This is a genomic window from Labrenzia sp. R5_0 (assembly GCF_017743835.1).
GTDB classification, from domain to species: Bacteria; Pseudomonadota; Alphaproteobacteria; order Rhizobiales; family Stappiaceae; genus Roseibium; species Roseibium algicola.
On record NZ_JAGHRK010000001.1, the window covers coordinates 1,852,510 to 1,876,703 of the forward strand.

The window sequence follows — 24,194 nt, forward strand, 5'->3', positions numbered from 1 at the left end:
TGTATGCATTCGTTTCAAGGAAAGCTTTTCCGACGAGGGGCAACCTGTTACAGTTTTGTCAACGAAAGACGCAGTCCCCAGCAGCGCCCCTTGAAAAACGGCGGCAGCACTGGAGATCTGAAAGGCAAAAACGTGACTCAGTCAGGTCAGGAACCGCCCGAGAAAGGGCGTCGTACCCCTGATGTGTCCGGAACCAGCGGGGCTCCCAGGGAGCCCGGGGGAACATCCAGACGACGCCGAAAGCGCAAGTCTGGCAAGCGCCCCAAAGGCAACTCTGCGACACAGGCAAACGGTGTCGTCAACGGAGTGCCTGATACGGACGGGCGAATTCCGTCCAGTGCTGTGACCGGACCCGTCGATCAAGCACTCGCCGCGCAGGAACAGCCTGCGCGAAAGGGTGAGGGTGCGTCCGCTTCCCAGAAACGTCGCAAAAAACGGAAGCGCGGGCGGGCAGCCGGTGGTGAGGGCGTGCAAAACGTCCAGGCAGGCGGACTGAACCAGGATGGTGCGGAACGACAACCTGACACCACGACGAGCCTGAAGGGAAAGAAGGCGGCCCGTAGACGCGGCCGACGGCGCAAACAGTCCGCCAACGGAGCGGAATCAGTCCCTGTTGCGCGGACAAACGATGGCGACATCGTTGTCAGCTCAAAGACACTCGAAAAGAGTACCGGTACACCCTCCCACCGTAATCATGAATTGCGCGTGCGTCGGGATGGTGAAAATCGCCCGTCAGCAAGCCGGAAGGAACAGGTCGACGGTTCTCGTATTCCTGCACCATATGATCGATCTACGGGCAGGAACAACTCACCGCTTTATGCGGCGCTTGATCTTGGGACCAACAATTGCCGTCTTTTGATCGCCAGACCTGAAGATCGCGGATTTCGTGTGGTCGACGCCTATTCCCGAATAGTGCGCCTCGGAGAAGGTGTCGGCTCAAACAGAATGTTGAGCGATGCGGCCATGGAGCGGGCAATCGATGCTCTTGCCCAATGCCACCGGAAACTTGCCGACAGAGGGGTTGCTCGCTCAAGGCTTATCGCGACAGAGGCCTGTCGGGCAGCCGAAAATGGTGCTGACTTCATCGAAAGGGTGAAGGCGGAGACAGGTTTGGCGCTCGAGGTCGTGAACCGCGAGACAGAGGCCCGCCTGGCAGTCGCCGGATGCGCTTCGCTTGTGGATCACGACGCCGATGGCGTGATTCTGTTCGATATCGGCGGAGGGTCCTCGGAGATCGTCTGGCTGGACCTGCGCAACCGTTGTGGCGCACGGGGCTATGCATTGACCCGCTTCATCCGGTCTTGGATCTCGTTGCCGGTCGGCGTCGTCAACCTTGCAGAGCGGCACGGCGGTGTTCACGTGACACCGGATATCTTCGAAGCCATGATTGAAGATGCCGCCGAACATCTGGCAGCGTTCAATCTTGCTAATAACCTGACCGAAGCTATCGCGTCGGGCAGGGTCCATATGCTCGGAACATCTGGTACGGTTACCACACTGGCCGGTGTCCATCTGGGCCTGAAACGTTATGACAGGCGCAGGGTCGACGGTACCTGGCTGGAAGATGGGGACGTCTCCAGAATGATTGATCAGCTGCGCGACATGCCTTATGAGGCACGCGTGGATAATCCATGCATTGGTGCGGATAGGGCTGATCTTGTTCTGGCAGGTTGTGCCATCCTGGAAGCTATCCGCCGCCGCTGGAGTTGCTCACGTCTGCGCGTCGCGGACAGAGGACTTCGCGAAGGTATTCTTACAGAATTGATGGCGGCCGATGGTGTCTGGTCGCACCGCAAAAACGGCTCTCGGCATAATCGCGGGCGCCAAGGGAACAGAACATGAGTCAGGGCAAAAAGGGAACAGGCGACCGAGGTCTCCACGTCAAGGTGAAGACGTCCGCTGGTCGGCGCGAATCCTCCACGCGTTGGCTGCAGAGGCAATTGAACGATCCATACGTGCGCCGCGCGAAGATGGACGGTTACAGGTCGCGAGCTGCCTACAAGCTGATAGAGATCGACGACAAGCACAAATTGCTGAAACCCGGTTACCGGGTGGTCGACCTTGGTTGCGCACCGGGTGGCTGGTGTCAGGTTGCAGTGGAAAGGGTGCAGTCCTCCGTGGAAGCGCCCAAGGTGGTCGGGATCGACTATCTGGAAATGGACCACGTGCGAGGAACGACATTCCTGCAAAAAGACTTCCTGGACGACGATGCTCCAGCCGCCTTGCTGGAAGCGCTCGGTGGCCACAAGCCCGATGTCGTTCTGTCCGACATGGCGGCGCCGACCACCGGCCACAAGCAGACCGACCATCTGCGCACGACGCATCTATTCGAGATCGCAATCGATTTCGCGAGACGCAACCTCGTTCCCGGTGGCTCGTTCCTGGCGAAGGTTTTTCGGGGCGGGACGGAAAATGCACTGCTTAACGACCTGAAACGCGAATTCAAATCGGTCGCCCATCTGAAACCGCCGGCAAGTCGCAAGGAAAGCCCGGAACTTTATGTGATCGCGAAGGGCTTTCGCGGAAGTGATCTTGATCAGGACTGAACCGTTTTCTACTCGACCGGGAAGCCGGTTTGCCAAGAGATACAGGGGGAACGCCCCATAGCGGGCGTCACCCCCTTTTCTTTCTGTCACCTGCGTGTTATTGACCCGCGCCAACTTCTCCGGCACAGCCGAAGCGACTCGAAAGATGCAGGCTTTTGATCAAAGCGTGCGTCTCAGCTATTTTTTTACAAAGGGGAATTGGCAATGGCATCCTTCTATGTCCCTACCACTGGACAGCAAGCCCTGACGTTTGACGATGTCTTGCTGATCCCTGGCCACTCGGAAGTCATGCCGGGTGAAGTTGACCTGCGCACCCGGGTCACACGGGAACTTGAACTCAATATTCCGATCATCTCGTCGGCGATGGACACAGTTACCGAAGGCCGTCTGGCAATCGCCATGGCTCAGGCTGGTGGCATTGGCGTCATTCACCGCAACCTTTCTCTCGACCAGCAGGCCGAAGAGGTCCGGATGGTCAAGAAGTTCGAATCCGGGATGGTGGTCAATCCGCTGGTCATCGGGCCGGACGCGACCCTGCAGGACGCTCTTGACCTGATGAAACGGTATGGCATTTCCGGCGTTCCGGTCGTTCAAAACGGCGGAGCAGGCGGTCAGACTACTGGCAAGCTGGTTGGCATCCTGACAAACAGGGACGTGCGGTTCGCGTCCAATCCCGACCAGAAAATCCATGAACTGATGACGAAGGACGATCTCGTCACTGTCAACGAGAACGTCAGCCAGGATGACGCCAAGCGGCTCCTTCATCAGAACCGCATCGAAAAGCTTCTGGTCGTGGATGACAACCGGAACTGCATCGGTCTCATCACCGTCAAGGACATGGAAAAGGCGCAGCTCAATCCGAATGCGTCCAAGGACGATCAGGGCCGGTTACGCGTTGCAGCGGCAACCAGCGTCGGGGAGGAAGGGTTTGCCCGTGCAGAACGTCTGATCGACGCAGGTGTGGACCTTCTTGTGGTCGACACGGCCCATGGCCATTCCCAGAAGGTTCTCGACATGGTCGGCCGGGTAAAAAGCCTTTCCAATTCCGTGCAGGTACTTGCAGGCAACGTGGCAACCAGTGACGCAACCAAGGCTTTGATTGACGCCGGTGCAGATGCGGTAAAAGTTGGCATTGGCCCAGGTTCCATTTGCACCACCCGAATTGTCGCTGGCGTTGGCGTTCCGCAGCTAACGGCCATCATGGATTCAGTGAACGAAGCGGACAAGCAGGGCGTACCTGTGGTCGCTGATGGCGGCATCAAATTTTCCGGAGACCTGGCCAAGGCGATTGCCGCCGGCGCGGCGTCCGTCATGGTCGGCTCTCTTCTGGCAGGCACCGAAGAAAGCCCGGGCGAGGTCTATTTGCACCAGGGACGATCCTACAAGTCCTATCGGGGCATGGGGTCCGTCGGCGCCATGGCACGTGGCTCGGCCGATCGCTATTTCCAGGCGGAAGTACGCGACAGTCTCAAGCTTGTACCGGAAGGTATCGAAGGTCAGGTGCCATACAAAGGTGCGCTTGGCAGCGTTCTGCATCAGCTGGCAGGTGGCTTGAGGGCTGCCATGGGCTATGTTGGCGGCCGCAACATTCCTGATTTTCAGGAAAAGGCGCGTTTTGTGCGGATCTCTGGTGCAGGCTTGCGGGAAAGCCATGCCCATGATGTGACGATTACACGGGAAAGCCCAAATTACCCGTCCAACGTTTAAACCACACGGTATCGGGGCGCTTTGGAACAGGCGCCCCGCAAAGGAACAGCATGAAAGATGGCGGACGCCTGGCGGCGGCAATTGAAGTCCTGACTGAAGTGGAAACGCGGCACAGGCCTGTGCAGCTTGCCCTGAAAGACTGGGGTTCCGCACACCGGTTTGCAGGTTCCGGTGACCGGACGGTCATCGGCAATCTTGTGTTTGACGCACTTCGGAACAAGGCTTCGCTTGGTGCAAGAATGAAAGACGGTTCGGCAAGAGCCGTTGTTCTTGCGACCTATTGCCTGAGTTGGGGCAAAGGCCTGCAGGCGTTAAGTGGCGTTCTTGAGCAGGATCATCATGCTCCGGCTGCATTGTCAGTTGATGAAATCGCTTGCCTCTCGCAGGAGCCTGACAGCACGCCATCGCCTTTTGAACAGGCAGATATTCCAGAATGGCTTTGGCCGCATTTTGAGACCGTCTTCGGCGAAAACACCATTGAAGAAGGCCAGGCGCTGGCAACACGCGCCCCGGTCGACATGAGAACCAATACGCTCAAATCTGACCGGGACAAGGTTCTCAAGCGGCTGGCTCATACCGGGGCAAAGGCAACACCGCTGTCACCAGTTGGTGCGCGCATCGAGGCCAAGCCTGATCTTGGCCGCATGCCACATGTTCAGGCTGAGGAAGGCTATCGAAAGGGTTGGTTTGAATTGCAGGACGAGGCCAGCCAACTGGCGGCTCATCTTGCGCAAGCCAAACCTGGTGATCAGGTTTTGGACTTTTGCGCTGGCGGTGGTGGCAAGACACTGGCTCTGGCTGCCTCCATGCAGAACAAGGGGCAGCTATACGCCTATGACGCCGACCGTCTCAGGCTTGCTCCGATCCACGAAAGACTGCAGCGGGCCGGTGTTCGAAACATTCAGGTGAGGGATCCGGCAACTTCAAGTCTCGAAGATCTCGTCGATCAGATGGACCTGGTTTTTATCGACGCCCCTTGCACGGGGACCGGCGTATGGCGTCGCCGGCCGGATTCCAAGTGGAAGCTGGCGGAAAAGGCCTTGCAGGATCGTATCGAAGACCAGCGCCGTGTACTGGAAAGCGCGAGCAGATACGTCAAGCCGGGGGGGCGTCTTGCCTACGCGACCTGTTCCGTCCTGCGTGAGGAAAACCAGGCCCAGGCGGACTGGTTCCTGGAGCAAAATCCGTCGTTCCAGTCTGATTCCGCGCTGGATATCTGGAAAACAACTCTGCCGGATGCACGGCTCCCGAAATACGTTTCTGACCGTGGCGACATTCTGCTGACGCCCGGGTCTACCCAAACGGACGGTTTCTTCATTGCCCTGTTCCGGCGCGTGCAGTGAGATCAGACAGTTTTTGCCGTCAGGATCTGTCCTGACGGCGCAGCCCAAGAACGTTCGGCAATTGATCGCCGTCTGTTGCGAGTAACTTCTTTGAAGTCACGGGCTCCAGGCTTTCCTGGTGTTGAATTTCCTGTTTGGTTTCTTTTTCTTGAGCGATTTTTGCAGCATCGTCGGGATTATCTGACGAGGGTGCTTCCGTTGCTGAAGTCGCAGGGGAGTTCACTGGGCCTGCTTCCGGTGATTTCCTTTCGGCGACAACCAGGCCTTCTACCAGTTCTCGAATAGCCGGCTCCAGACCGTCGCCTCGAGACATGGCCGTCAGGACGGATCTGGCCTGGTTGGAATATTTGAGTGCGGCGAGGGCGGCTCCAAGTGCATTCAGAGGTTCTTTTGCTGATTTGTCGAGATCGTGCGCGGCCAGAGCGTGTTTCAGAGCTGCACCATGATCTCCAAACTTACGCGCAATACTGCTGAGCCGAACGTGGGTCTGTATTGATCTCGGAGATAGCTTCAACGCGGCAAGCGCGGCTTCACGAGCATCTTCCAGGGCGCCTTTCCCGGCGAGTGCATCGGACAACAGGTCCAGGGGAAGCGGGTCTGCCGGCGCTCGCTCACTTGCCCGGATCGTCAGCTCGATCACTTCGTCAAAGCGCTTACGCAGCAGCAATGTCTGCGAAAGACCAATTAGTGCAGGACCGTAATCCGGATCGGCCTTCAGCGCTTTCCGATAAGCAGCGATCGCTGCTGCCTTTTGATCAACACGCGCCTGTGTGTCTGCGAAAAGAGACAAGACAGCTGGCGTATCCGGCAATAGCTCGACCAGGCGTCGGGCCGGAACGGAAGCTTCTTCGGGTTTGTCTTCTTTCAGCAAAACACTGGCAAGACCATAGAGCGCGTTTCGATTTTCCGGTGCTTGGGCGAGCACATCAGCAAAATTTTGCCGAGCGTTTGCCATGTCACCGAGCAGCAACTGACAGTTCCCGAGGCTCGCGCGAGCATTCAGGTGGTCTGGTTCGGCAAACACGATGCGGCGCAACTGCGATTGCGCCTCGTCCAGATACCCGGTCTGGAGCAACGCGGATGCCGTTCTGTAGGCAATTTCCGTGTCATCCGGCGACAGTTCCTGGGCTTTCAGATAAGACACCAGCGCCCTGTCAAGATTGCCCGCATTTTCAAGGGCTACGGCTTCTTCAAACGCTTTACGGGCAGCTGCGGTCATCTGGGTCGGTTTTCCTAAAAGCACCTGCCAGCAGCTTGTCTCACCGGAGACGAAGCGCGGGGGCTTATGGTTAACCTAAGGAGCAGGCGCGCGCCGGTCAAAAGCGAATTTCAGCCGTACACAGCTTGTCCGCCGGAAACATTTGCCCGCCAAAGTTACGACACAAGAAAGCCGCGGAACAGGCGTTGGCGGCAAAATCTTGTGCGGGACAGCATCGGCTGTGAAATTCGGGTTCATTTTACTCAAAAGACCGGTTAGAAGCTGGCCATGACCCAGCATCAGCGCCTTCTTATCATCGACTTCGGCTCCCAGGTCACGCAGCTCATCGCGCGGCGCCTGCGCGAGTTAAATGTCTACTGCGAAATCCACCCATATCAGAATGTTACCGACGCCTTTTTGAGCGAGTTTTCGCCCAAGGCGGTAATTTTCTCAGGCGGCCCGGATTCGGTTACACGAGCCGGTTCACCGCGTCCGCCGGAAAGCGTCTACACAATGGGCGTTCCGATCCTGGGGATCTGTTACGGCCAACAGGTGATGATGCAACAGCTGGGCGGACAGGTTGACGGTGGCAAGATTTCCGGCGGTGGCGGCACGGCCGAGTTTGGCAGAGCATTCGTGACACCAGTCGAGAACAAACTGTCGATCCTGGATGGATGGTTTGCCGACGGGAAAGAACAGGTCTGGATGAGCCATGGCGACCATGTCAGCCGGATCGCACCAGGCTTTGAGGTCTTCGGCACATCGCCAAACGCTCCCTACGCGATTACCGCGGACAAGGAGAGAAACTTCTACGCCGTACAGTTTCACCCGGAAGTGCACCACACGCCGAACGGCAAGAAGCTTTATGAGAATTTCGTCCGACTTGCCGGCTTCACCGGTGACTGGACCATGGGAGCCTACAAGGACGACGCCATTGCGCGCATCCGCGAGCAGGTCGGTGACAAGAGGGTCATTTGTGGTCTGTCCGGTGGTGTCGACAGCTCCGTTGCTGCTGTATTGATCCATGAGGCGATCGGGGATCAGCTCACATGTGTCTTCGTGGACCACGGCTTGTTGCGCCTGAACGAGGCGGAAGAAGTGGTGTCCATGTTCAGGGATAACTACAACATTCCCTTGATCCATGCGGATGAGTGCGAACTGTTCCTGGGAGAGCTGGACGGTGTTTCCGACCCGGAAACCAAACGCAAGATCATCGGAAAACTGTTCATCGACGTTTTCCAGAAACATGCGAATGAGATTGAGGGCGCTGAGTTTCTCGCTCAAGGTACGCTCTATCCGGACGTGATTGAGAGCGTCAGCTTCTCCGGAGGTCCGTCGGTCACCATCAAGTCGCATCATAATGTCGGCGGGTTGCCGGAAAAGATGGGACTGAAGCTGGTCGAGCCGCTGCGTGAGCTCTTCAAGGACGAGGTGAGGGCGCTTGGCCGCGAACTCGGCCTTCCCGAGAAGTTCATCGGCCGCCACCCCTTCCCGGGACCTGGGCTTGCCATTCGTTGTCCGGGTGAAATCACCCGCGAGAAACTTGAAATTCTTCGAAAGGCTGATGCGGTCTATATCGACCAGATCCGTAAGCACGGTCTCTATGACGATATCTGGCAGGCTTTCGTTGCCATCCTTCCAGTGCGAACGGTCGGTGTCATGGGCGATGGCCGCACATATGACTACGCCTGCGCGTTGAGAGCCGTGACGTCAGTCGACGGCATGACTGCCGACTATTTCCCCTTCACGCATGATTTCCTGGGTGAAACGGCAACCCGTATCATTAATGAGGTACAGGGCATCAACCGCGTAACCTATGACATTACGTCAAAACCACCCGGCACTATTGAGTGGGAATAAGCAAGGCTTTGGATCACTTGGACCCGACGTCGCTTGGCGGGTCTTGACGTGGGCGGACCAAAATATCGCAGGTGACTCTGCGAACGCAGGAATGTGATTGCACGAACGATTGTCGAGCCTGCATGCATTGGCGAAAGGTCAATGTTTGTGCTCGTGCATTTGCTTTTGTTTATAGCGCCTCGATGCTGTGAGCGAACTGCAATTTGCTTCGATTAACTGAATATTTGCAGGCGCTCATATAAACAGTCCACAAACTGTTGCTCTGTCAGTTGCTTCGCCGAATAAAGATGGGAATGATTGAAGTGAGTAAATTAACTAAAATTATTTCTGGATATGAAAATGACGGCTTCAGTCTCGGCAAAGCAGCTAGAAAAAAGAGAATTAAGTATTTTTGTGAATTGATAGAAAGTAAGTTTTCTGAGAAGGGCCGTGTAAAAATACTAGATATTGGCGGGACTGTTCAATATTGGAACATCATCGACAAAGATTTTCTGGATCGCAACAACGTACAGATTACCCTTTTAAATCTACCGGGATCTCAAGCCTTTGAGGCAGACGGGAGATTTGATTTTTTGACAGGTAATGCCACAGAAGACATCTGGAGTTACCTGGACCCTCAGGACTATGACCTGATCCATTCAAACTCCGTAATCGAGCATGTTGGTGACTGGGCGCAAATGAAGCGGTTTGCGTCAAATATCCGGGATTTCCACGGCGGTTATTTTGTCCAGACACCAAATTTCTGGTTCCCCATTGAGCCGCATTGCATGACGCTCTTTTTCCATTGGCTACCGAAGCCTTTAAGGGTCTGGCTTGTTGCTCACTTTTCCTTGGGGCATTGGGCAAAGGGGGCCAATACCGATGAGGCCGTCGAAATCGTCGAAAGTGCGCGCCTGCTGAGCAAGTCCATGTTCAAGGCGCTTTTCGATGATGCGCTCGTCAAGCAGGAAAAATTCCTGTTTTTGACCAAGTCCTTCATGGCTGTCAGAGTTGACGGGGAAGAAGTCTCTTCTTGAAAAGAGACTGGATTGCTCAACTTAATAGATTTGAATACACGACAGACTTTCGAAAGATCACAAAACGAGCTCTCGAAATTGGTGGCTCAGCGCCTTGTTGAGATTTGAGCGTGAATGAATACACCACGGCATCCGGACCTGACACCAGACTGTGCTTCTTGTGCAGCCCTTTGCTGTGTTGTCTTTGCATTTGACCAATCCGAGTCCTTTGGTATCGACAAGGCAGCAGGCGAGGTTTGCCCGAACCTGGATAGCTGCGGACGTTGTTCAATCTTCGATGACAGGTCGCGTCTCGGTTTCAGTGGATGCATTAGCTACGATTGTCACGGTGCGGGACAACGTGTGACGCAGGAAGTGTTTCACGGGCACACGTGGCGGGATGATCCTGGACTTACGGAACGGATGGGAGAGGCGCTTTCCGTCCTGCGGCAAATTCATGAGAAACTGCTGCTCCTGGCAGCGGCTGAAAAACTTCCGCTTGGTATCGGGGAACGACAAGCACTAGTCGAACTGCAGATGCAACTTGCTCCGCAGTCAGACTGGACGGAATCTCGGTTGAAGGCGTTCCCTCTGGTTGAGATTTCACGAAAAGTGTCGGATTTCCTGACAGGCTTGCGTCGACATTTCGAGCGATAGGCCTGAGAGCGAAATGTGTGCCCTTATCTTGCGCATTTGATACAGAATGCTGCGGCCGGGTCCACCTGTAACCGCTTCACGGAAATCTCTTCACCGCACTCCACGCAGTCACCGTATTCGCCAGCTTCCAACCTTGATAAGGCCGCGTCGATTTTCTGGATTGTCGCCCGGCGCTGCCGTTCGGATGCCTGTGCCATCGCTTGTCCTTGAAGCGCGTCCATACGCGACAATCGACCGACTGATTGCTGATCTAGCTCCACCGTGGCACGGGCTTCCCCGGACAATTCGCTCAATGTTTCAAGTTCGGACTTGAGCGACAAGAGCTTGATCCGAATGTCTTCAACGTTGTGTTCCGCCATCTCCAAGCCTCCAGCGAAAGCATGAAGATAGCGGCCTGAATGTGCAAGAGGAGGCAAGTGTCACCTGTTAAACGGCATCACTTGATCCTAAAACCCGGCAAGAACGATTTTCCCAATGGTTTTATTGCTTTCAATCTTCTGATGCGCGACGCGCAGATTATCTGCATTGATGGGTTCAATCACTTCCGTCAATGTGGTCTTGAGCTTGCCTGCATCAACAAGGTCAGCGACGTTGTTCAACAGCTTGCGTTGCTCATCCATATCGGTTGTCTGGTACATGGAACGGGTAAACATCATCTCCCAGTGGATCGATATCGCCTTCAGTTTGAAGGGCCCAATGCTGACGTTGTCGGGATCGTCGATGAGCAGAAAACGGCCCTGTGGCGCGATCAATTCTGCAATATCGTTCACGTGTTGCTCTGTGTGCGTTGTCGAGAAAACATAGCCGGGGGCGTCCAGTCCCAGGGCTTCGATCTGAGGCGCCATCGGTTTTGAATGATTGAGAACATGATGCGCACCAAGCTCACTCACCCAGGAACGGCTCTCCGGTCTTGAAGCAGTTGCGATAATCGTCATGTTCGTCAATTGGCGGGCAAGTTGAACCGCAATGGAACCGACGCCTCCCGAACCGCCAATGATCAGGAGAGTGTTCGAACCAGCCGGAACCGGGTCATTCACCTTCAGCCGGTCGAACAGGGCTTCCCAGGCGGTGATCGCCGTCAAGGGCATGGCTGCTGCCTCGGCAAAACTCAGGCTCGTGGGTTTGCGGCCCACAATGCGTTCATCAATGAGATGGTACTCCGAGTTGGTTCCGTCTCTGGTGATGTCGCCGGCATAATAGACCTCATCGCCCACCTTGTAGCTGGTAACGTCAGGACCCACTTCGGCGACGATCCCGGCCGCATCGTATCCAAGGACGACGGGCGCGCCGTTTTGCGAAGCTCTGGATTGCCGCACCTTGGTGTCGACTGGGTTGACCGCAACAGCCTTGACCTCAACGAGAAGATCCTGTCCGGAAGGCGCCGGCCTTGGTAGGTCGAGATCAGTCAACGACTTCGGGTCATCAATAGGAAGTGATTCAAAAAATCCGATGGCACGCATGCTGTGTTCTCCTGATTTGCGTACCAATCAAATTGATCATAAAATTGTTTGGCGCAAGAATGCACAATTCTAGCCGTAACTGACAGAAAAGAACCTTAGGCACAAAATGGATACCGTTAGGAAATCAGGACCCAAACTGGTCAAGGACGTTTATGGCTGCCATCCGGGCTGTGCTGTCGAAGCAGCGCTCAGTTTGATCGACGGCAAGTGGAAAGGCGTCATTCTGTTCCTGTTGATGGAAAAAGAAGTGATGCGCTTCAACGAGTTCCAGAAAGCGCTTCCGGACATCACACAACGGATCTTGACCGCTCAACTCCGTAGTATGGAAGCTGACGGGTTGATCGTGAGGACCGTCTATCCTGTTGTTCCGCCGAAGGTTGAATATCAACTGACCGACCTTGGCGTGTCGCTGGAGCCGGTGGTGAAGGCCCTTGCACGCTGGGGGAACGAAAACAAGACGCTCTGGCCAAAAGGGTTTAAACGGGACAGCCACCTTCAGCAGGCAGGCTGACGTTTTTCCAGGCAGATGAGTTTCGTTTGTCGCTCGCAAACCATTGAGCCTCCTGACGCATTCGTGACTTTGTCAATCCGCGGCCCGTTGCGAGGATGCTCCCGCGAAATTCAAGGGAGAAATGCGTCATGAACCTAAGATGTTCCACAGCGCTTGCGGTGTTGCTCCTGTCCTTAGTGTTCGGAGCGTGCTCAGCACGGGCAGGTGAAGTCGAGATTGTCTCGGCAAAAGCAACCGGATCTGCAGGCACGTGGACCTTCGCAGTAACTCTCAGGCATCACGATACGGGTTGGGATCACTACGCCGACCTCTGGCAGATCTTTACGCCAGACGGAGAATTGTTAGGCGAGAGAGTGCTCCTTCACCCCCATGTCGACGAACAACCCTTCACGCGATCCCAATCGGGCATCACGATCCCAGAGGGCGTGTCACAGGTCATCATCCGGGCGCGAGACACGGTGCACGGTGTTTCGCCACAAGAATACAAGTTGAACCTGGACCGTTAAGCGTTGCCTCAGTCAGGTGCGGATAAAGGCCAAAATGCCGTCCGCAACGAATTGTACGGATAGAGCTGCCAACAGCACGCCGAGAAGACGGGTGATAACCAGCTGTGCGGTTTCTCCAAGGAGCCGTTCAATCTTGTCAGCCAAGAGAAAGGCACCCATGCAACTCAGCAGGATGATCGCTATGACGCCGCCGAGGCCTGCATAGGCGAGGGTATCCGGTGCCTGACTGGACAACAGGATGATTGCGGAGATTGCCGCGGGTCCCGAAATAAGCGGTATCGCCAAAGGAAAGATGGCGAGTTCATTGATCGTTCCATGATGTGCTTCCGATTCCATCGCCTTTTCGGCGGTTTCGGTTTTACGCGCCTGGCGCTTGCCAAAAATCATCTCGATCGCGATCAGGAACAACAGGATGCCTCCGGCGACCCTGAAAGCGGAAACGGAGATGCCGAGTACATTCAGCACCGTCTGTCCGGACGCATAAAAAACAAGGAGTATGGCCGCCGCCGTAATGGTTGCCCGAATGGCGACCTTGCGCCTGTCGTGCTTGCTCATTCCAGCCGTGATTGCAAGAAACATCGGGGCCAGGCCGACCGGATCAATGGTGACAAATAGGGTCGCGAAGGCGTTGATGTAGTAGTCGAGCATGGCGATTCCCGGACCGGTTTTTAAGGCGCTTTTGTCGCCTTACTATAGAGCTTTGCGATGTGGTGGCATGTTCTCAAGCCAAATGATTTTTGCCCCCTGTGTATACTCCTCGTAAGGCATTGAAATTAAACCTCTATTACTTAGGTGGAAAAGCGCCGAGAATTTGGAACGGCGTCTTGAATCGGATATAAAAGAGCAAGCAATAACAATGAAATGAGTGTCTTCCTTGGCTGACCAGGACAACAGCACGCCCACTGACGGTCTCCCGTCCGATATCAAACCGGTCTCCATCGTCGATGAAATGAAGCGCAGCTATCTCGATTACGCGATGAGCGTGATCGTGTCGCGTGCGTTGCCTGACGTCCGCGACGGCCTCAAACCGGTTCACCGGCGCATTCTCTACTCGATGCACGAAAACGGCTACGAGTGGAACAAGCCCTATCGCAAGTCGGCCCGCGTGGTCGGTGACGTCATGGGTAAGTATCACCCGCATGGCGACAGCGCGATTTACGATGCGCTGGTGCGCATGGCGCAGAATTTCTCGCTGCGACTGCCGTTGATTGACGGGCAGGGTAACTTCGGCTCCATCGACGGCGATCCAGCCGCGGCCATGCGTTACACCGAGTGCCGTCTCGAAAAGGTCGCCCACAAACTGCTGGACGATATCGACAAGGAGACGGTCGACTTTCAGGAAAACTACGATAACTCCGAGAGCGAGCCCGTCGTCCTTCCTGCCAAGTTCCCGAACCTCCTCGTCAACGGTGCCGGCGGTATCGCAGTCGGCATGGCAACCAACATTCCGCCGCACAACCTGGGCGAAGTGATCGATGCCGCCATTGCCGTGATGGAAAATCCGGCGATGTCACTCGAAGAACTGATGCAGATCGTTCCAGGCCCGGATTTCCCAACGGGTGGCATGATCCTCGGTCGGTCGGGTATCCGTAGTGCCTATGAAACGGCCCGCGGTTCGATCGTCATGCGGGCGAAAGTCGACGTCGAGGAAGTACGCAAGGACCGGACGGCACTGATCGTCACGGAAATTCCGTATCAGGTCAACAAATCGACGATGATTGAGAAGATTGCCGAACTGGTGCGCGACAAGCGTATCGAGGGCATCTCGGACATCCGTGACGAGAGCGACCGCTCGGGCATGCGGGTCGTGATCGAGCTGAAGCGCGATGCGGTTCCGGACGTGATCCTGAACCAGCTCTACCGTTTCAGTCAGTTGCAGACATCGTTCGGTGCCAACATCGTTGCTCTGAACGGCGGCAAGCCGGAGCAGATGAACCTCTCCGACATGCTGCGCGCCTTCGTCTCCTTCCGCGAGGAGGTGATCCAGCGACGCACCCGCTACCTGCTGAAGAAAGCCCGTGACCGTGCCCACATCTTGGTGGGCCTGGGCATCGCTGTTGCCAACATTGATGAAGTCATCAAGCTCATCCGCAGCGCACCGGACCCGGCAACGGCGAGAGCGCAGCTGATGGAGCGCAACTGGCCGGCAAAGGATGTTGAATCGCTCATTCTTCTGATCGACGATCCGCGCCACATGGTGCAGGACGACGGCACCTACAAACTGTCAGAAGAACAGGCACGAGCCATTCTCGATCTGCGTCTGCAGCGCCTGACGGCGATGGGCCGCGATGAAATCGAGGAAGAACTCAACAAGATCGGTGCGGAAATTTCCGACTATCTCGACATCCTGCGCTCCCGGGCCAGGATCCAGGAGATCGTTCGCAACGAAATGCTTGAGATCAAGGAAGAATTTGCAACTCCGCGCCGAACCGAAATCATCGAAGGCGGGGCAGATTTCGACGAAGAAGACCTGATCCAGCGCGAAGACATGGTCGTTACCGTGTCTCACGGTGGCTACATCAAGCGCGTGCCGCTGGCGACCTACCGTGCACAACGACGCGGAGGCAAGGGCCGGTCCGGCATGGCGACCAAGGACGAGGATTTCGTCACCAGGCTGTTCGTCGCCAATACCCACACGCCGGTTCTGTTCTTCTCCTCGCGCGGCATCTGTTACAAGATGAAGGTGTGGCGTCTTCCACTCGGCGGACCGACCTCGCGTGGAAAGGCATTGATCAACCTGCTACCTCTCGAACAGGGCGAACAGATCACCTCGATCCTGCCATTGCCGGAAGACGAGGACAGCTGGGCAAACCTGGATGTTATGTTCGCGACCATTCGTGGCACCATCCGCCGCAACAAACTGTCCGATTTCGTCAACATCAACCGCAACGGCAAGATTGCCATGAAGCTGGAAGACGGTGACGGGATTGTCGGCGTCGACACCTGTTCTGAACATGACGATGTGATGCTGACGACTAACTTCGGTCAGTGTATCCGCTTCCCCGTAACGGATGTTCGTGTCTTCGCTGGTCGTAATTCTGTCGGGGTCCGCGGAATTCGTCTGGCCGATGAGGATCGTGTGATCTCCATGCAGATCCTGCACCACATCGATGTAACAGCAGAAGAGCGGGCCGCTTACCTGAAGCTTTCCCGTGCAATGCGTGGTGAAGCAGATGAGAACGGTAATGGTGCAGATGAAGAGGGCGTAGTTGCCGGCGATCTGCCTCAGGAACGTTACGCTCAGATGAGTGCAGCCGAGCAGATCATCCTGACCATCTCTGAAAACGGCTACGGCAAGCGGACGTCCTCCTTCGAGTACCGGGTCACCGGTCGAGGCGGCAAAGGCATCACGGCCATGGCTGTCAACAGCCGGAATGGCGGCCTGATCTCGTCTTTCCCTGTCGAGGACAGTCACCAGATCATGCTGGTAACGGATGGCGGCCAGTTGATCCGTTGTCCGGTGGACGGTATCCGCATCGCCGGGCGTGCGACCCAGGGCGTGATCGTCTTCAAGACGGCAGCCGATGAAAAAGTCGTTGCGGTCGAAGGGATCTCCGAAGTCGATGAAGACGACGTCCTCGAAGACGCCCTGGAAGGAGAAGCTGAGGGTTCAGCTGAACCGGGTGAGAATGACGCCGGGAACGATTCCGCCGAAGGAGATGAAACGCCTCCGGAAGCCTGATCTCTGATTGGCTAGACCTGAAAACGACAACAGCGGCCAGGGTGGAACCTGAGCCGCTGTTTGCCGTTACGGGGAGGGAGGTTTGAGACGAAGCTCAGTTGGCCACAGGGTAACGGGCCAGAATTGTTTCATTTACGGTGGGTGCCGTTTTTTCGACGGTGACGAAGGACACGTTGCGTACACGGTTCGCACCGGTCAGTGCCGCTGCACAGTCTTCGCTCCAGGCGCCCCAAGCTTGAGTTTCACATGCTTTTGATGCCGGAATTTGCACAGCGCGGTCGGACTTGGTGGAAGCAAGTCCCTGCGTTGCCAGGCTGGTCAGACCTTCTGCCTGCGACGCTTTGCTCGGGTGCATGCTCATCATGCCTGCGGCAATCATCGTCAACAACGCCAGAACGAAAATAGCGGCCATCTTGAATTGTCCGGCCGGATCGATTGCCTTCGCCTGAAAGGCGAAAGGACGTACCGCGATAGCCGTTGCGGTCCGGTCGATTGTAGTAGTGCTCCTCATGATGCTGGCTCCTGCTCACGCCAATTGATTTCGATGGAGCCACTTTGACCTAGGTTTGCAAAGAGAGTTGTGACGGTCGTCACACAATGTCAGTTACTGGCAAAAGACGCGTTCATGCCTGCGTTCTACTTGTTAGGCAGGTGCAGGCAGAGTAAGGAAGGTGCCATGAATCGTATTGCGCTTTATCCTGGATCCTTCGATCCCGTCACCAATGGCCACATGGATATATTGCGTCAGTCGCTTGCGCTGGCGGACAAGGTGGTGGTTGCCATCGGCATTCACCCCGGCAAGTCTCCCCTGTTTTCTTTCGAGGAACGGGTTGAATTGATCCATGCTTCGGCTCGTTCGGAATTCACTCCGGAGGAAGCTGAACGGATTGATGTCATCGCCTTCGACAATCTGGTCATCGAAACGGCACGCCAGCAAAACGCCGCTTACCTGGTTCGCGGTCTGCGGGACGGGACGGATCTTGACTACGAGATGCAGATGGCGGGCATGAACGGCACGCTGGAACCGGACATTCGCACGGTATTTCTTCCGGCTTCTCCGAACGTGCGCCACATCACGGCCACCTTGGTACGTCAAATCGCGAAGATGGGCGGAGAAATCTCCGCTTTTGTGCCGGAACCGGTTGCCGAACCATTGAGATCGCGCGCGAAACCCGGCGCGTAATTCAAAGCCAAGCTCTAGACCTGAACCTTAGGAGTCTCCAGTGTCGCGCTTTTTTGCAATTTTTGCCGTTCTGGCTTCACTTCTGATCCTGCCTTCGGCCGCCAGTGCCCAAGGCACCGATCCGGAAAACACAATTTATCTCGATTTGAAGGACGGACGCGTCGTCATACAGCTTCGTCCGGACCTTGCTCCGGCTCACGTTGAGCGGATCAAGAAGCTTTCCCGCGAAGGGTTTTACGACGGTATCGTCTTCCATCGCGTCATCGACGGCTTCATGGCCCAGACCGGTGACCCGACGGGCACCGGCACGGGCCGTTCCAGCGAACCTAACCTGAAGGCTGAGTTTTCCAACGCACCGTTCAAGCGTGGCACGCTCGGCATGGCACGATCCGCTAGCCCGGACAGCGCCAATTCCCAGTTTTTCATCATGTTCGGCGATGGCGACTGGCTGAATGGCCAGTACACCGTATTCGGTGAAGTCGTCGACGGTATGGAATTCGTCGACAACATCACCCGCGGCGAACCGCCAGCAAATCCGGACAAGATCATCAAGATGCAGGTCGCCTCGGACGCACAATAACGTTCACGCGACTACAATTTCGAAAATACCCAAGGAGATACTCGATGGCTGAAATCAAAGACGCCGAAAACACCCTTCTCATGGAAACCAGCCAGGGACCGGTTGTTATCGAACTAAAGCCGGACCTCGCGCCGACGCATGTCGCACGCATCAAGGAACTGGTTCGCGAAGGTTTTTACGACGGCATCGTGTTTCACCGCGTAATCGACGGCTTCATGGCACAGACCGGCTGCCCGCAGGGCACTGGCACTGGCGGTTCCGGCAAGAAATTGAAAGCGGAATTCAGCAACGAGAAGCACGTGCGCGGCACCTGCTCCATGGCTCGCGCAATGGACCCGAACTCCGGTGACAGCCAGTTCTTCATCTGCTTTACCGATGCACCCTGGCTCGACGGTCAGTACACCGTCTGGGGTGAAGTGATCGAAGGCATGGACAATGTCGACAAGATCAAGCGTGGCGAACCGGTTTCCAATCCGGACAATATCGTCTCCTTGAAAGTGGCGGCCGACGCGGCCTGAACCACCTGAAAGTGGCTTTAACGATGCAGCGCGGATCAGTCATCCGCGCTGTTTTGTTTTGGATGTACCCTCAGACGGTTGACCTGCTCCGCCGTCGCCAGTAAGAGCCGCTGACTGAAAGTCCGGTTGCCGCTCTGGATGGAATGGCGCCGCACCCCGAAACCTTCCAGAGATCCGTCAGTAGCAAATCACCATGCGCGTCGACCAATTCGACTTTGTTCTTCCCAACGAGCGGATCGCCTTGCGCCCGGCTCGGCCACGTGATTCCGCTCGCATGCTTGTCGTTAAACCAGGTGCTGAACCTGAACTGTCCGACACGGGGGTTCGCGAATTGCCGCTGTTGCTGGAGCCCGGTGATGCGCTGGTCTTCAACGATACCAAGGTGATACCCGCACAGCTTGAAGGAACACGCCTGCGAGGAGACATTACCGCGGGCATCGGGGCGACGCTGCACATGCGCACCGGGCCGGACCGCTGGAAGGCCTTCGTCCGGCCGGCAAAGAAGTTGCAGGTTGGCGATACCGTGCTTTTCGAAGGGTTCGGCACACGGCTAACGGCGGAAGTGACCGAAAAGGGCGACAGCGGTGAAGTATTGCTGACTTTCGACCGGTCCGGACCTGATCTCGACATTGCAATCGCATCCGTTGGACACATACCCTTGCCACCGTATATTGCGCAAAAGCGTGGCGAAGACGACCAGGATCGCAAGGACTATCAGACGATATTTGCCGAAAAGGACGGCGCCGTTGCCGCACCGACAGCGGGTCTTCATTTTACGCCTGAACTGCTCAAGGCATTGAGCGAGCGCGGTATCGAACAGCACCGCGTAACACTGCATGTCGGAGCCGGCACCTTTCTGCCGGTAAAAGCGGAAGACACGGCAGATCACAAGATGCACGCAGAATGGGGCGAAATCTCCGAAGAGACTGCCGCTGCACTTTTAGCCGTCAAGGCAAGGGGTAACAAGGTTGTCAGCGTCGGCACGACATCCCTGCGGATCCTTGAAAGCTCCGCCCAGGCAAGTGGCGCCATTGCCGCCTTTGCGGGTGAAACCTCGATCTTCATCACGCCCGGTTACCGTTTCAAGGCGATCGACGCGTTGATGACCAACTTCCATCTTCCGCGTTCTACGTTGTTCATGCTGGTGTCGGCTCTCTCGGGTCTGGACACGATGCGGCGTGCCTATGCACACGCTATTTCTCAGGAATACCGTTTTTACAGCTATGGCGACGCTTCCCTGCTATTCCCGCAGGAAGGCGCTGTCTGAGGACCAATCATGACCGAACAAACCGGCAAGACCTTCAGCTTCAAGCTGATCACCACGGACGGCGCGGCGCGGCGCGGCGAAATCACGACGCCTCACGGTGTCGTGCGCACACCCGCTTTCATGCCGGTGGGCACTCAGGCAACTGTGAAGGCGATGTACCCGGAGCAGGTGCGTGAAACCGGTGCAGACGTGGTTCTAGGCAATACATATCACCTGATGCTTCGCCCGACTGCCGAACGGGTCGCGAGACTTGGTGGACTGCACACCTTCATGAACTGGCCTCACACGATCCTGACCGACAGCGGCGGGTTCCAGGTGATGTCGCTGGCTCAGCTGCGGAAGCTGGATGAAGATGGTGTGCGTTTCCAAAGCCACATTGACGGTCAGAAGTACCATCTCACACCGGAGCGTTCAGTCGAGATACAGGGTCTCCTCGGGTCAGATATCCAGATGCAGCTGGACGAGTGCATCAAGTTGCCGAGCCCCCGTGAAGAAGTCCAAAGAGCAATGGAGCTGTCTCTCAGATGGGCAGAACGCTCTCGCAACCAGTTCGAAGCCATGGGTGGCCCCGGGAAAGGGCAGGGGCTTTACGGTATCGTTCAGGGTGGTGATCAACCCGACCTTCGTATTCGCTCGGCAGAAGAACTCGGCAAAATGCCGTTTGAAGGCTATTCGGTTGGCGGTCTGGCGGTTGGTGAACCTCAGGACGTCATGCTGAGCATGCTCGACATCACGACGCCAGTTATGCCGGTGGACAAGCCACGTTACCTGATGGGCGTTGGGACACCGGATGATCTTCTGGAAAGCGTGAAGCGCGGCATTGATCAGTTCGATTGTGTGATGCCGACCCGCGCAGGACGTCACGGTCTCGCCTATACGCGCTACGGCAAGGTTAACCTCAAGAATGCCCGTCACCAGGACGACCCACGCCCGCTCGACGAGGCGAGCACCTGTCCCGCGTCTAGCGTCTACAGCAGAGCCTATCTGCACCATCTGGTGCGTTCAGGCGAAGGACTGGCCGGCATGCTGCTCACCTGGAACAACATCGCCTACTATCAGTACCTGATGCAGGGCATGCGCGACGCGATCGAAGCCGGGTCGTTCGAAGACTTCTACTCGAAGACCAAGGAAGATTGGGCGCGCGGCGATATTGCCGCGCTGTAACCCGGCACACTCAATCCAGGTTCAGGCTGAAACTGACTAGGCGGAAAATCCGTCCGCTTTCGTCAGATAGCAGCCGGAAATCTTCCAACTGCCGTCATCCTGTTGCTCGAAACTGTAGAGAGCCAACCAGTTTTGACCATTTGGGCCGGTTACATAGACTTCCTGCGTTGGTCCGAGCTTGGTCATTTTTGACCGGCCGAACGTCACGCTTTGAGGCTTGTAAACTGGCTGGTAGCCTTGCCGCACCATTTCCATGAAGAACTCTGGTGTTTGAAACCGCTGTTGCAAGGAACTGGTTGCGAACGAGAAGGCTGCCTGGGCATTACCCGTCGCAAAGGCACTCATCTGATTTTTGATGATCTTGTGAAAGGCACTGCTGTCGAGCCCTTCTTCGGCGCGGACAGACCCTGTAGCCAGCAACGCGCTGACGCCGGCCACCGCCACCATCTTCCAGAAACGAGCATGAGCCATGTTCGGTGTCTCCTTTCCTGAAACCCGAATAGTATACGGCTCCAAACCCTTTTCAGATTGCTAAAATACGAGCAAACCCTTGCGGCAATTCCCGGCAGTTTGATCCGTTTTTCAGCAGACCTTGAACTGCGAATTTTCGTGTCGCGTATCGCGGCACAACAAAACCGGGAAATAGTCCTTTAGAATCAAAGGCGCCAGAGCTGGATTCCCTCCGGACAAGTGGAGCGATCCAAAAGCGCCGGTATATCAGCGACTAGGCCGCGTTGATCTTTCAGAACGTCTTTCAGGACCTGCCAACCGGTTCCATCCTGGAAAAAATGCCGATGCGGGACCGCAAGCACGGCAACATCCGCAGCATCAAGGTCTTCTTCCCGGGTGAGGGTGATTCCATATTCGGCCGCAACCTCATCGGGATGTGCAAGTGGATCACAGACCTGAACACGTGCCCCAAACTTTTCCAGTTCCCTGATGAGATCAACGACCTTGGAATTACGGGTATCAGGCACATTCGCCTTGTAGGTGATGCCGAGAACGACAACTTTCGGAGGCATGGGCATGCCAAGCTTCACGCTTTCCTGGATGATCTTGCCTGCAATAAATGCCGGCATTGCCTCGTTGGTACCGCGTCCCGCCAGAATAACCTGAGGTGTCATGCCGATCTCGTGTGCCTTGTGGGTCAGGTAATAGGGATCGACACCGATGCAGTGCCCCCCGACCAGTCCCGGCTGGAATGGCAGGAAGTTCCATTTGGTCGAAGACCCCTTCAACACGTCCCGGGTATCGATGCCCATCTGGTGGAATAGCATCGCCAGTTCGTTCATGAGAGCGATATTGAGATCGCGTTGTGTGTTCTCAATCACCTTCGCCGCTTCCGCTACGCGGATCGACGGGGCAAGGTGAATGCCGGCCGTGACAACGGCTCCATAGAGCGTGTTGAGTGTTTCGGCTGTTTCCGGGCTGGAACCCGAAACGATTTTGGTGATGTCCGCAAAGCCTCGCTCGGTATCGCCAGGATTTATGCGCTCCGGGGAATAACCGACGGCAAAATCCCTGTTGAAGAGCAGCCCCGATTCCGTCTCGAGGACGGGAACTGCAATCTCTTCGGTTGCCCCCGGATACACGGTTGATTCAAAGACAACGATGGCCCCTGGTTTCAGATTGCGGCCGACGGTTGCCGCTGCGTTTCTGAAAGGCGAAAGGTCAGGTCGTTTGGCGTGATCGACAGGTGTCGGCACGGCCACGATCAAGACATCCCTATCGCTCAGATCCTTTTCGTTGTTGGAAAATACCAGCGTTTCCTGCTGCAAATCCGCGTCATCGACAGACGACGTGCTGTCCTGACCGCTGCGCAACTCGTTCAAGCGGTTTTCGTTGATATCGAACCCGAGAACGTCAAAACCCTTCGCAGCGAAGGCCACCGCCACGGGCAGACCGACATAACCCAGACCGATAACCGCGATCTTGGTGGAGTGAATGGAATTGTCGTGCATGAGGCATCCGGGATTGGAGCAAACGGAAAGGGCCGGGTCTTGCGCAAGACCCGGCCCACTCCTAAAGGCTTCAGGCGAACCTTTTCAAGTCCGCAGTGAAAACGATCGCAGATTATTCGGCGGCCAAAGGCTTGCGAATGATCTCTTCCATGAACGGAACCAGTTCCCGAGCAAGTTTCGGATCGTCCATGCCGAATGCGATATTGGCGCTCAGGAAGCCGGCCTTGTTACCGCAGTCGTAGCTCCGACCTTCGAACTTGAGTGAAGCGAAGTGCTGTTCCTTCATCAAGGCCAGCATGCTGTCAGTCAACTGGATCTCGCCACCTGCACCTTTGCCCTGGTTGGACAGAAGATCGAAAATTTCCGGCTGAAGAATGTAGCGGCCGGTGATCATCAAATTGGAAGGCGCCGTACCGGGGGCAGGCTTTTCGACCATGTTTGAGATCTTGTGCGCATTTGCACCGAGTTCTCCGTCGAGTTCCACAATGCCGTACTGATCTGTCTGGTCTTCGGGAACTTCTTCCACGGCGATGATGTTGCCACCCGTATTTTGATAGAGGTCTACCATCTGCTTGAGGCAGCTGACCTGAGACTTAATGATGACGTCCGGCAACAGAATGGCAAAGGGCTCGTTGCCGATAATATCGCGTGCGCACCAGATAGCGTGGCCGAGGCCAAGCGGGGCCTGCTGACGGGTGAAGGAAGTGGCACCCGGAACCGGGCGGTGCTTTTCAAGCAGTTCCAGAGCAGCGGTCTTGTTTCTTGCCTTGAGGGTATCTTCCAGCTCATAGGCCATATCGAAATGGTCTTCGATAACCTGTTTGTTTCGCCCGGTGACGAAAACGATATGCTCGATACCTGCGGCCCGTGCTTCATCCACCACATACTGGATGATCGGACGGTCAACGATCGTCAGCATTTCCTTCGGCACTGCCTTGGTCGCGGGCAGAAACCGAGTGCCAAGACCTGCCACGGGCAGGATCGCTTTGCGAATGGGCTTGTTCATGTCAGGCCTTCCGATGGTCTACAAATACGAACTCAATCTTCTTTTACCCA

General features: G+C 56.1%; 23 protein-coding genes. 15 read left to right on the top strand and 8 right to left on the bottom strand.

Going from position 1 to position 24,194, the window contains the following annotated elements; translation table 11 throughout:
- Positions 1-183 precede the first annotated feature (183 nt).
- From J7447_RS08465 to J7447_RS08480, 4 genes are all read left to right on the top strand, one after another.
- On the top strand, positions 184-1,842 hold the full coding sequence (locus J7447_RS08465) for a Ppx/GppA phosphatase family protein (RefSeq protein WP_353653760.1): 1,659 nt from the start codon (positions 184-186) through the stop codon (positions 1,840-1,842).
- A complete protein-coding gene (locus tag J7447_RS08470) occupies positions 1,839-2,546 on the top strand; it encodes an RlmE family RNA methyltransferase (RefSeq protein WP_209169313.1) in 708 nt (235 codons plus the stop codon). The genes J7447_RS08465 and J7447_RS08470 overlap by 4 nt, the downstream gene beginning before the upstream one ends.
- 204 nt (positions 2,547-2,750) lie before the next feature.
- A complete protein-coding gene (gene guaB, locus J7447_RS08475; RefSeq protein WP_022998672.1) occupies positions 2,751-4,253 on the top strand; it encodes an IMP dehydrogenase in 1,503 nt (500 codons plus the stop codon).
- A gap of 50 nt (positions 4,254-4,303) precedes the next feature.
- On the top strand, positions 4,304-5,596 hold the full coding sequence (locus J7447_RS08480; protein ID WP_209169314.1) for an RsmB/NOP family class I SAM-dependent RNA methyltransferase: 1,293 nt from the start codon (positions 4,304-4,306) through the stop codon (positions 5,594-5,596).
- 19 nt (positions 5,597-5,615) lie between these two features.
- Here J7447_RS08480 and J7447_RS08485 read toward each other — a convergent pair whose 3' ends face one another.
- Positions 5,616-6,815 carry a tetratricopeptide repeat protein gene (locus tag J7447_RS08485; RefSeq protein ID WP_286188995.1) on the bottom strand — a complete coding sequence of 400 codons (1,200 nt, stop codon included), beginning with the start codon at positions 6,813-6,815 and terminating at the stop codon, positions 5,616-5,618.
- 267 nt (positions 6,816-7,082) lie between these two features.
- On the opposite strand from J7447_RS08485, the gene guaA reads away from it, so the two are divergent.
- From guaA to J7447_RS08500, 3 genes are all read left to right on the top strand, one after another.
- The gene (gene guaA, locus J7447_RS08490; protein ID WP_209169316.1) at positions 7,083-8,654 is read left to right on the top strand and encodes a glutamine-hydrolyzing GMP synthase; all 1,572 of its coding nucleotides are present in this window, start codon (positions 7,083-7,085) and stop codon (positions 8,652-8,654) included.
- 293 nt (positions 8,655-8,947) lie between these two features.
- Positions 8,948-9,670 (top strand): hypothetical protein, encoded by a 723-nt coding sequence (locus tag J7447_RS08495; protein ID WP_031268507.1) that lies wholly within the window; start codon positions 8,948-8,950, stop codon positions 9,668-9,670.
- 114 nt (positions 9,671-9,784) lie between these two features.
- On the top strand, positions 9,785-10,306 hold the full coding sequence (locus J7447_RS08500) for a hypothetical protein (protein WP_209169317.1): 522 nt from the start codon (positions 9,785-9,787) through the stop codon (positions 10,304-10,306).
- 23 nt (positions 10,307-10,329) lie between these two features.
- Here J7447_RS08500 and J7447_RS08505 read toward each other — a convergent pair whose 3' ends face one another.
- Together J7447_RS08505 and J7447_RS08510 are read right to left on the bottom strand one after the other, a co-directional pair.
- The gene (locus J7447_RS08505) at positions 10,330-10,665 is read right to left on the bottom strand and encodes a TraR/DksA C4-type zinc finger protein (RefSeq protein ID WP_152506561.1); all 336 of its coding nucleotides are present in this window, start codon (positions 10,663-10,665) and stop codon (positions 10,330-10,332) included.
- Positions 10,666-10,752: 87 nt separating this feature from the next.
- A complete protein-coding gene (locus J7447_RS08510) occupies positions 10,753-11,766 on the bottom strand; it encodes a zinc-binding alcohol dehydrogenase family protein (protein ID WP_209169318.1) in 1,014 nt (337 codons plus the stop codon).
- 106 nt (positions 11,767-11,872) lie between these two features.
- On the opposite strand from J7447_RS08510, the gene J7447_RS08515 reads away from it, so the two are divergent.
- Both J7447_RS08515 and J7447_RS08520 read left to right on the top strand, forming a co-directional pair.
- Entirely contained in the window at positions 11,873-12,277 is a 405-nt protein-coding gene (locus J7447_RS08515; RefSeq protein WP_022998664.1) for a helix-turn-helix domain-containing protein, read from the top strand.
- 128 nt (positions 12,278-12,405) lie between these two features.
- Positions 12,406-12,783, top strand: a complete 378-nt coding sequence (locus J7447_RS08520) for a hypothetical protein (RefSeq protein WP_209169319.1) — start codon at positions 12,406-12,408, stop codon at positions 12,781-12,783.
- 12 nt (positions 12,784-12,795) lie between these two features.
- Here J7447_RS08520 and J7447_RS08525 read toward each other — a convergent pair whose 3' ends face one another.
- Positions 12,796-13,431 carry a MarC family protein gene (locus J7447_RS08525; RefSeq protein ID WP_022998662.1) on the bottom strand — a complete coding sequence of 212 codons (636 nt, stop codon included), beginning with the start codon at positions 13,429-13,431 and terminating at the stop codon, positions 12,796-12,798.
- A gap of 226 nt (positions 13,432-13,657) precedes the next feature.
- Between J7447_RS08525 and gyrA the strand changes: the two genes are divergently transcribed.
- Positions 13,658-16,465, top strand: coding sequence for a DNA gyrase subunit A (gene gyrA / locus J7447_RS08530; RefSeq protein ID WP_077292873.1), 2,808 nt, complete (start codon positions 13,658-13,660; stop codon positions 16,463-16,465).
- 94 nt (positions 16,466-16,559) lie between these two features.
- Here gyrA and J7447_RS08535 read toward each other — a convergent pair whose 3' ends face one another.
- The gene (locus tag J7447_RS08535; protein ID WP_022998660.1) at positions 16,560-16,976 is read right to left on the bottom strand and encodes a hypothetical protein; all 417 of its coding nucleotides are present in this window, start codon (positions 16,974-16,976) and stop codon (positions 16,560-16,562) included.
- Between the two features lie 165 nt (positions 16,977-17,141).
- On the opposite strand from J7447_RS08535, the gene coaD reads away from it, so the two are divergent.
- The 5 genes from coaD (at position 17,142) to tgt (ending at position 21,177) form a co-directional block, all read left to right on the top strand.
- A complete protein-coding gene (coaD, locus tag J7447_RS08540; protein ID WP_022998659.1) occupies positions 17,142-17,648 on the top strand; it encodes a pantetheine-phosphate adenylyltransferase in 507 nt (168 codons plus the stop codon).
- Positions 17,649-17,688: 40 nt separating this feature from the next.
- A complete protein-coding gene (locus J7447_RS08545; protein ID WP_022998658.1) occupies positions 17,689-18,228 on the top strand; it encodes a peptidylprolyl isomerase in 540 nt (179 codons plus the stop codon).
- 44 nt (positions 18,229-18,272) lie between these two features.
- Positions 18,273-18,746, top strand: coding sequence for a peptidylprolyl isomerase (locus J7447_RS08550; RefSeq protein WP_022998657.1), 474 nt, complete (start codon positions 18,273-18,275; stop codon positions 18,744-18,746).
- A gap of 193 nt (positions 18,747-18,939) precedes the next feature.
- Complete coding sequence (queA, locus tag J7447_RS08555) at positions 18,940-20,013, top strand: tRNA preQ1(34) S-adenosylmethionine ribosyltransferase-isomerase QueA (RefSeq protein ID WP_168686850.1); 1,074 nt, start codon at positions 18,940-18,942, stop codon at positions 20,011-20,013.
- A 9-nt stretch (positions 20,014-20,022) separates the two neighbouring features.
- Positions 20,023-21,177: a tRNA guanosine(34) transglycosylase Tgt gene (gene tgt, locus J7447_RS08560; protein WP_209169320.1), complete on the top strand. Its 1,155-nt coding sequence runs from the start codon at positions 20,023-20,025 to the stop codon at positions 21,175-21,177.
- 36 nt (positions 21,178-21,213) lie between these two features.
- Here tgt and J7447_RS08565 read toward each other — a convergent pair whose 3' ends face one another.
- The 3 genes from J7447_RS08565 to galU form a co-directional block, all read right to left on the bottom strand.
- A complete protein-coding gene (locus J7447_RS08565; RefSeq protein WP_022998654.1) occupies positions 21,214-21,648 on the bottom strand; it encodes a DUF4864 domain-containing protein in 435 nt (144 codons plus the stop codon).
- 185 nt (positions 21,649-21,833) lie between these two features.
- Positions 21,834-23,138, bottom strand: a complete 1,305-nt coding sequence (locus J7447_RS08570) for a nucleotide sugar dehydrogenase (protein ID WP_209169321.1) — start codon at positions 23,136-23,138, stop codon at positions 21,834-21,836.
- Between the two features lie 112 nt (positions 23,139-23,250).
- Positions 23,251-24,144, bottom strand: a complete 894-nt coding sequence (gene galU / locus J7447_RS08575) for a UTP--glucose-1-phosphate uridylyltransferase GalU (protein ID WP_022998652.1) — start codon at positions 24,142-24,144, stop codon at positions 23,251-23,253.
- Between the last annotated feature and the right edge of the window lie 50 nt (positions 24,145-24,194).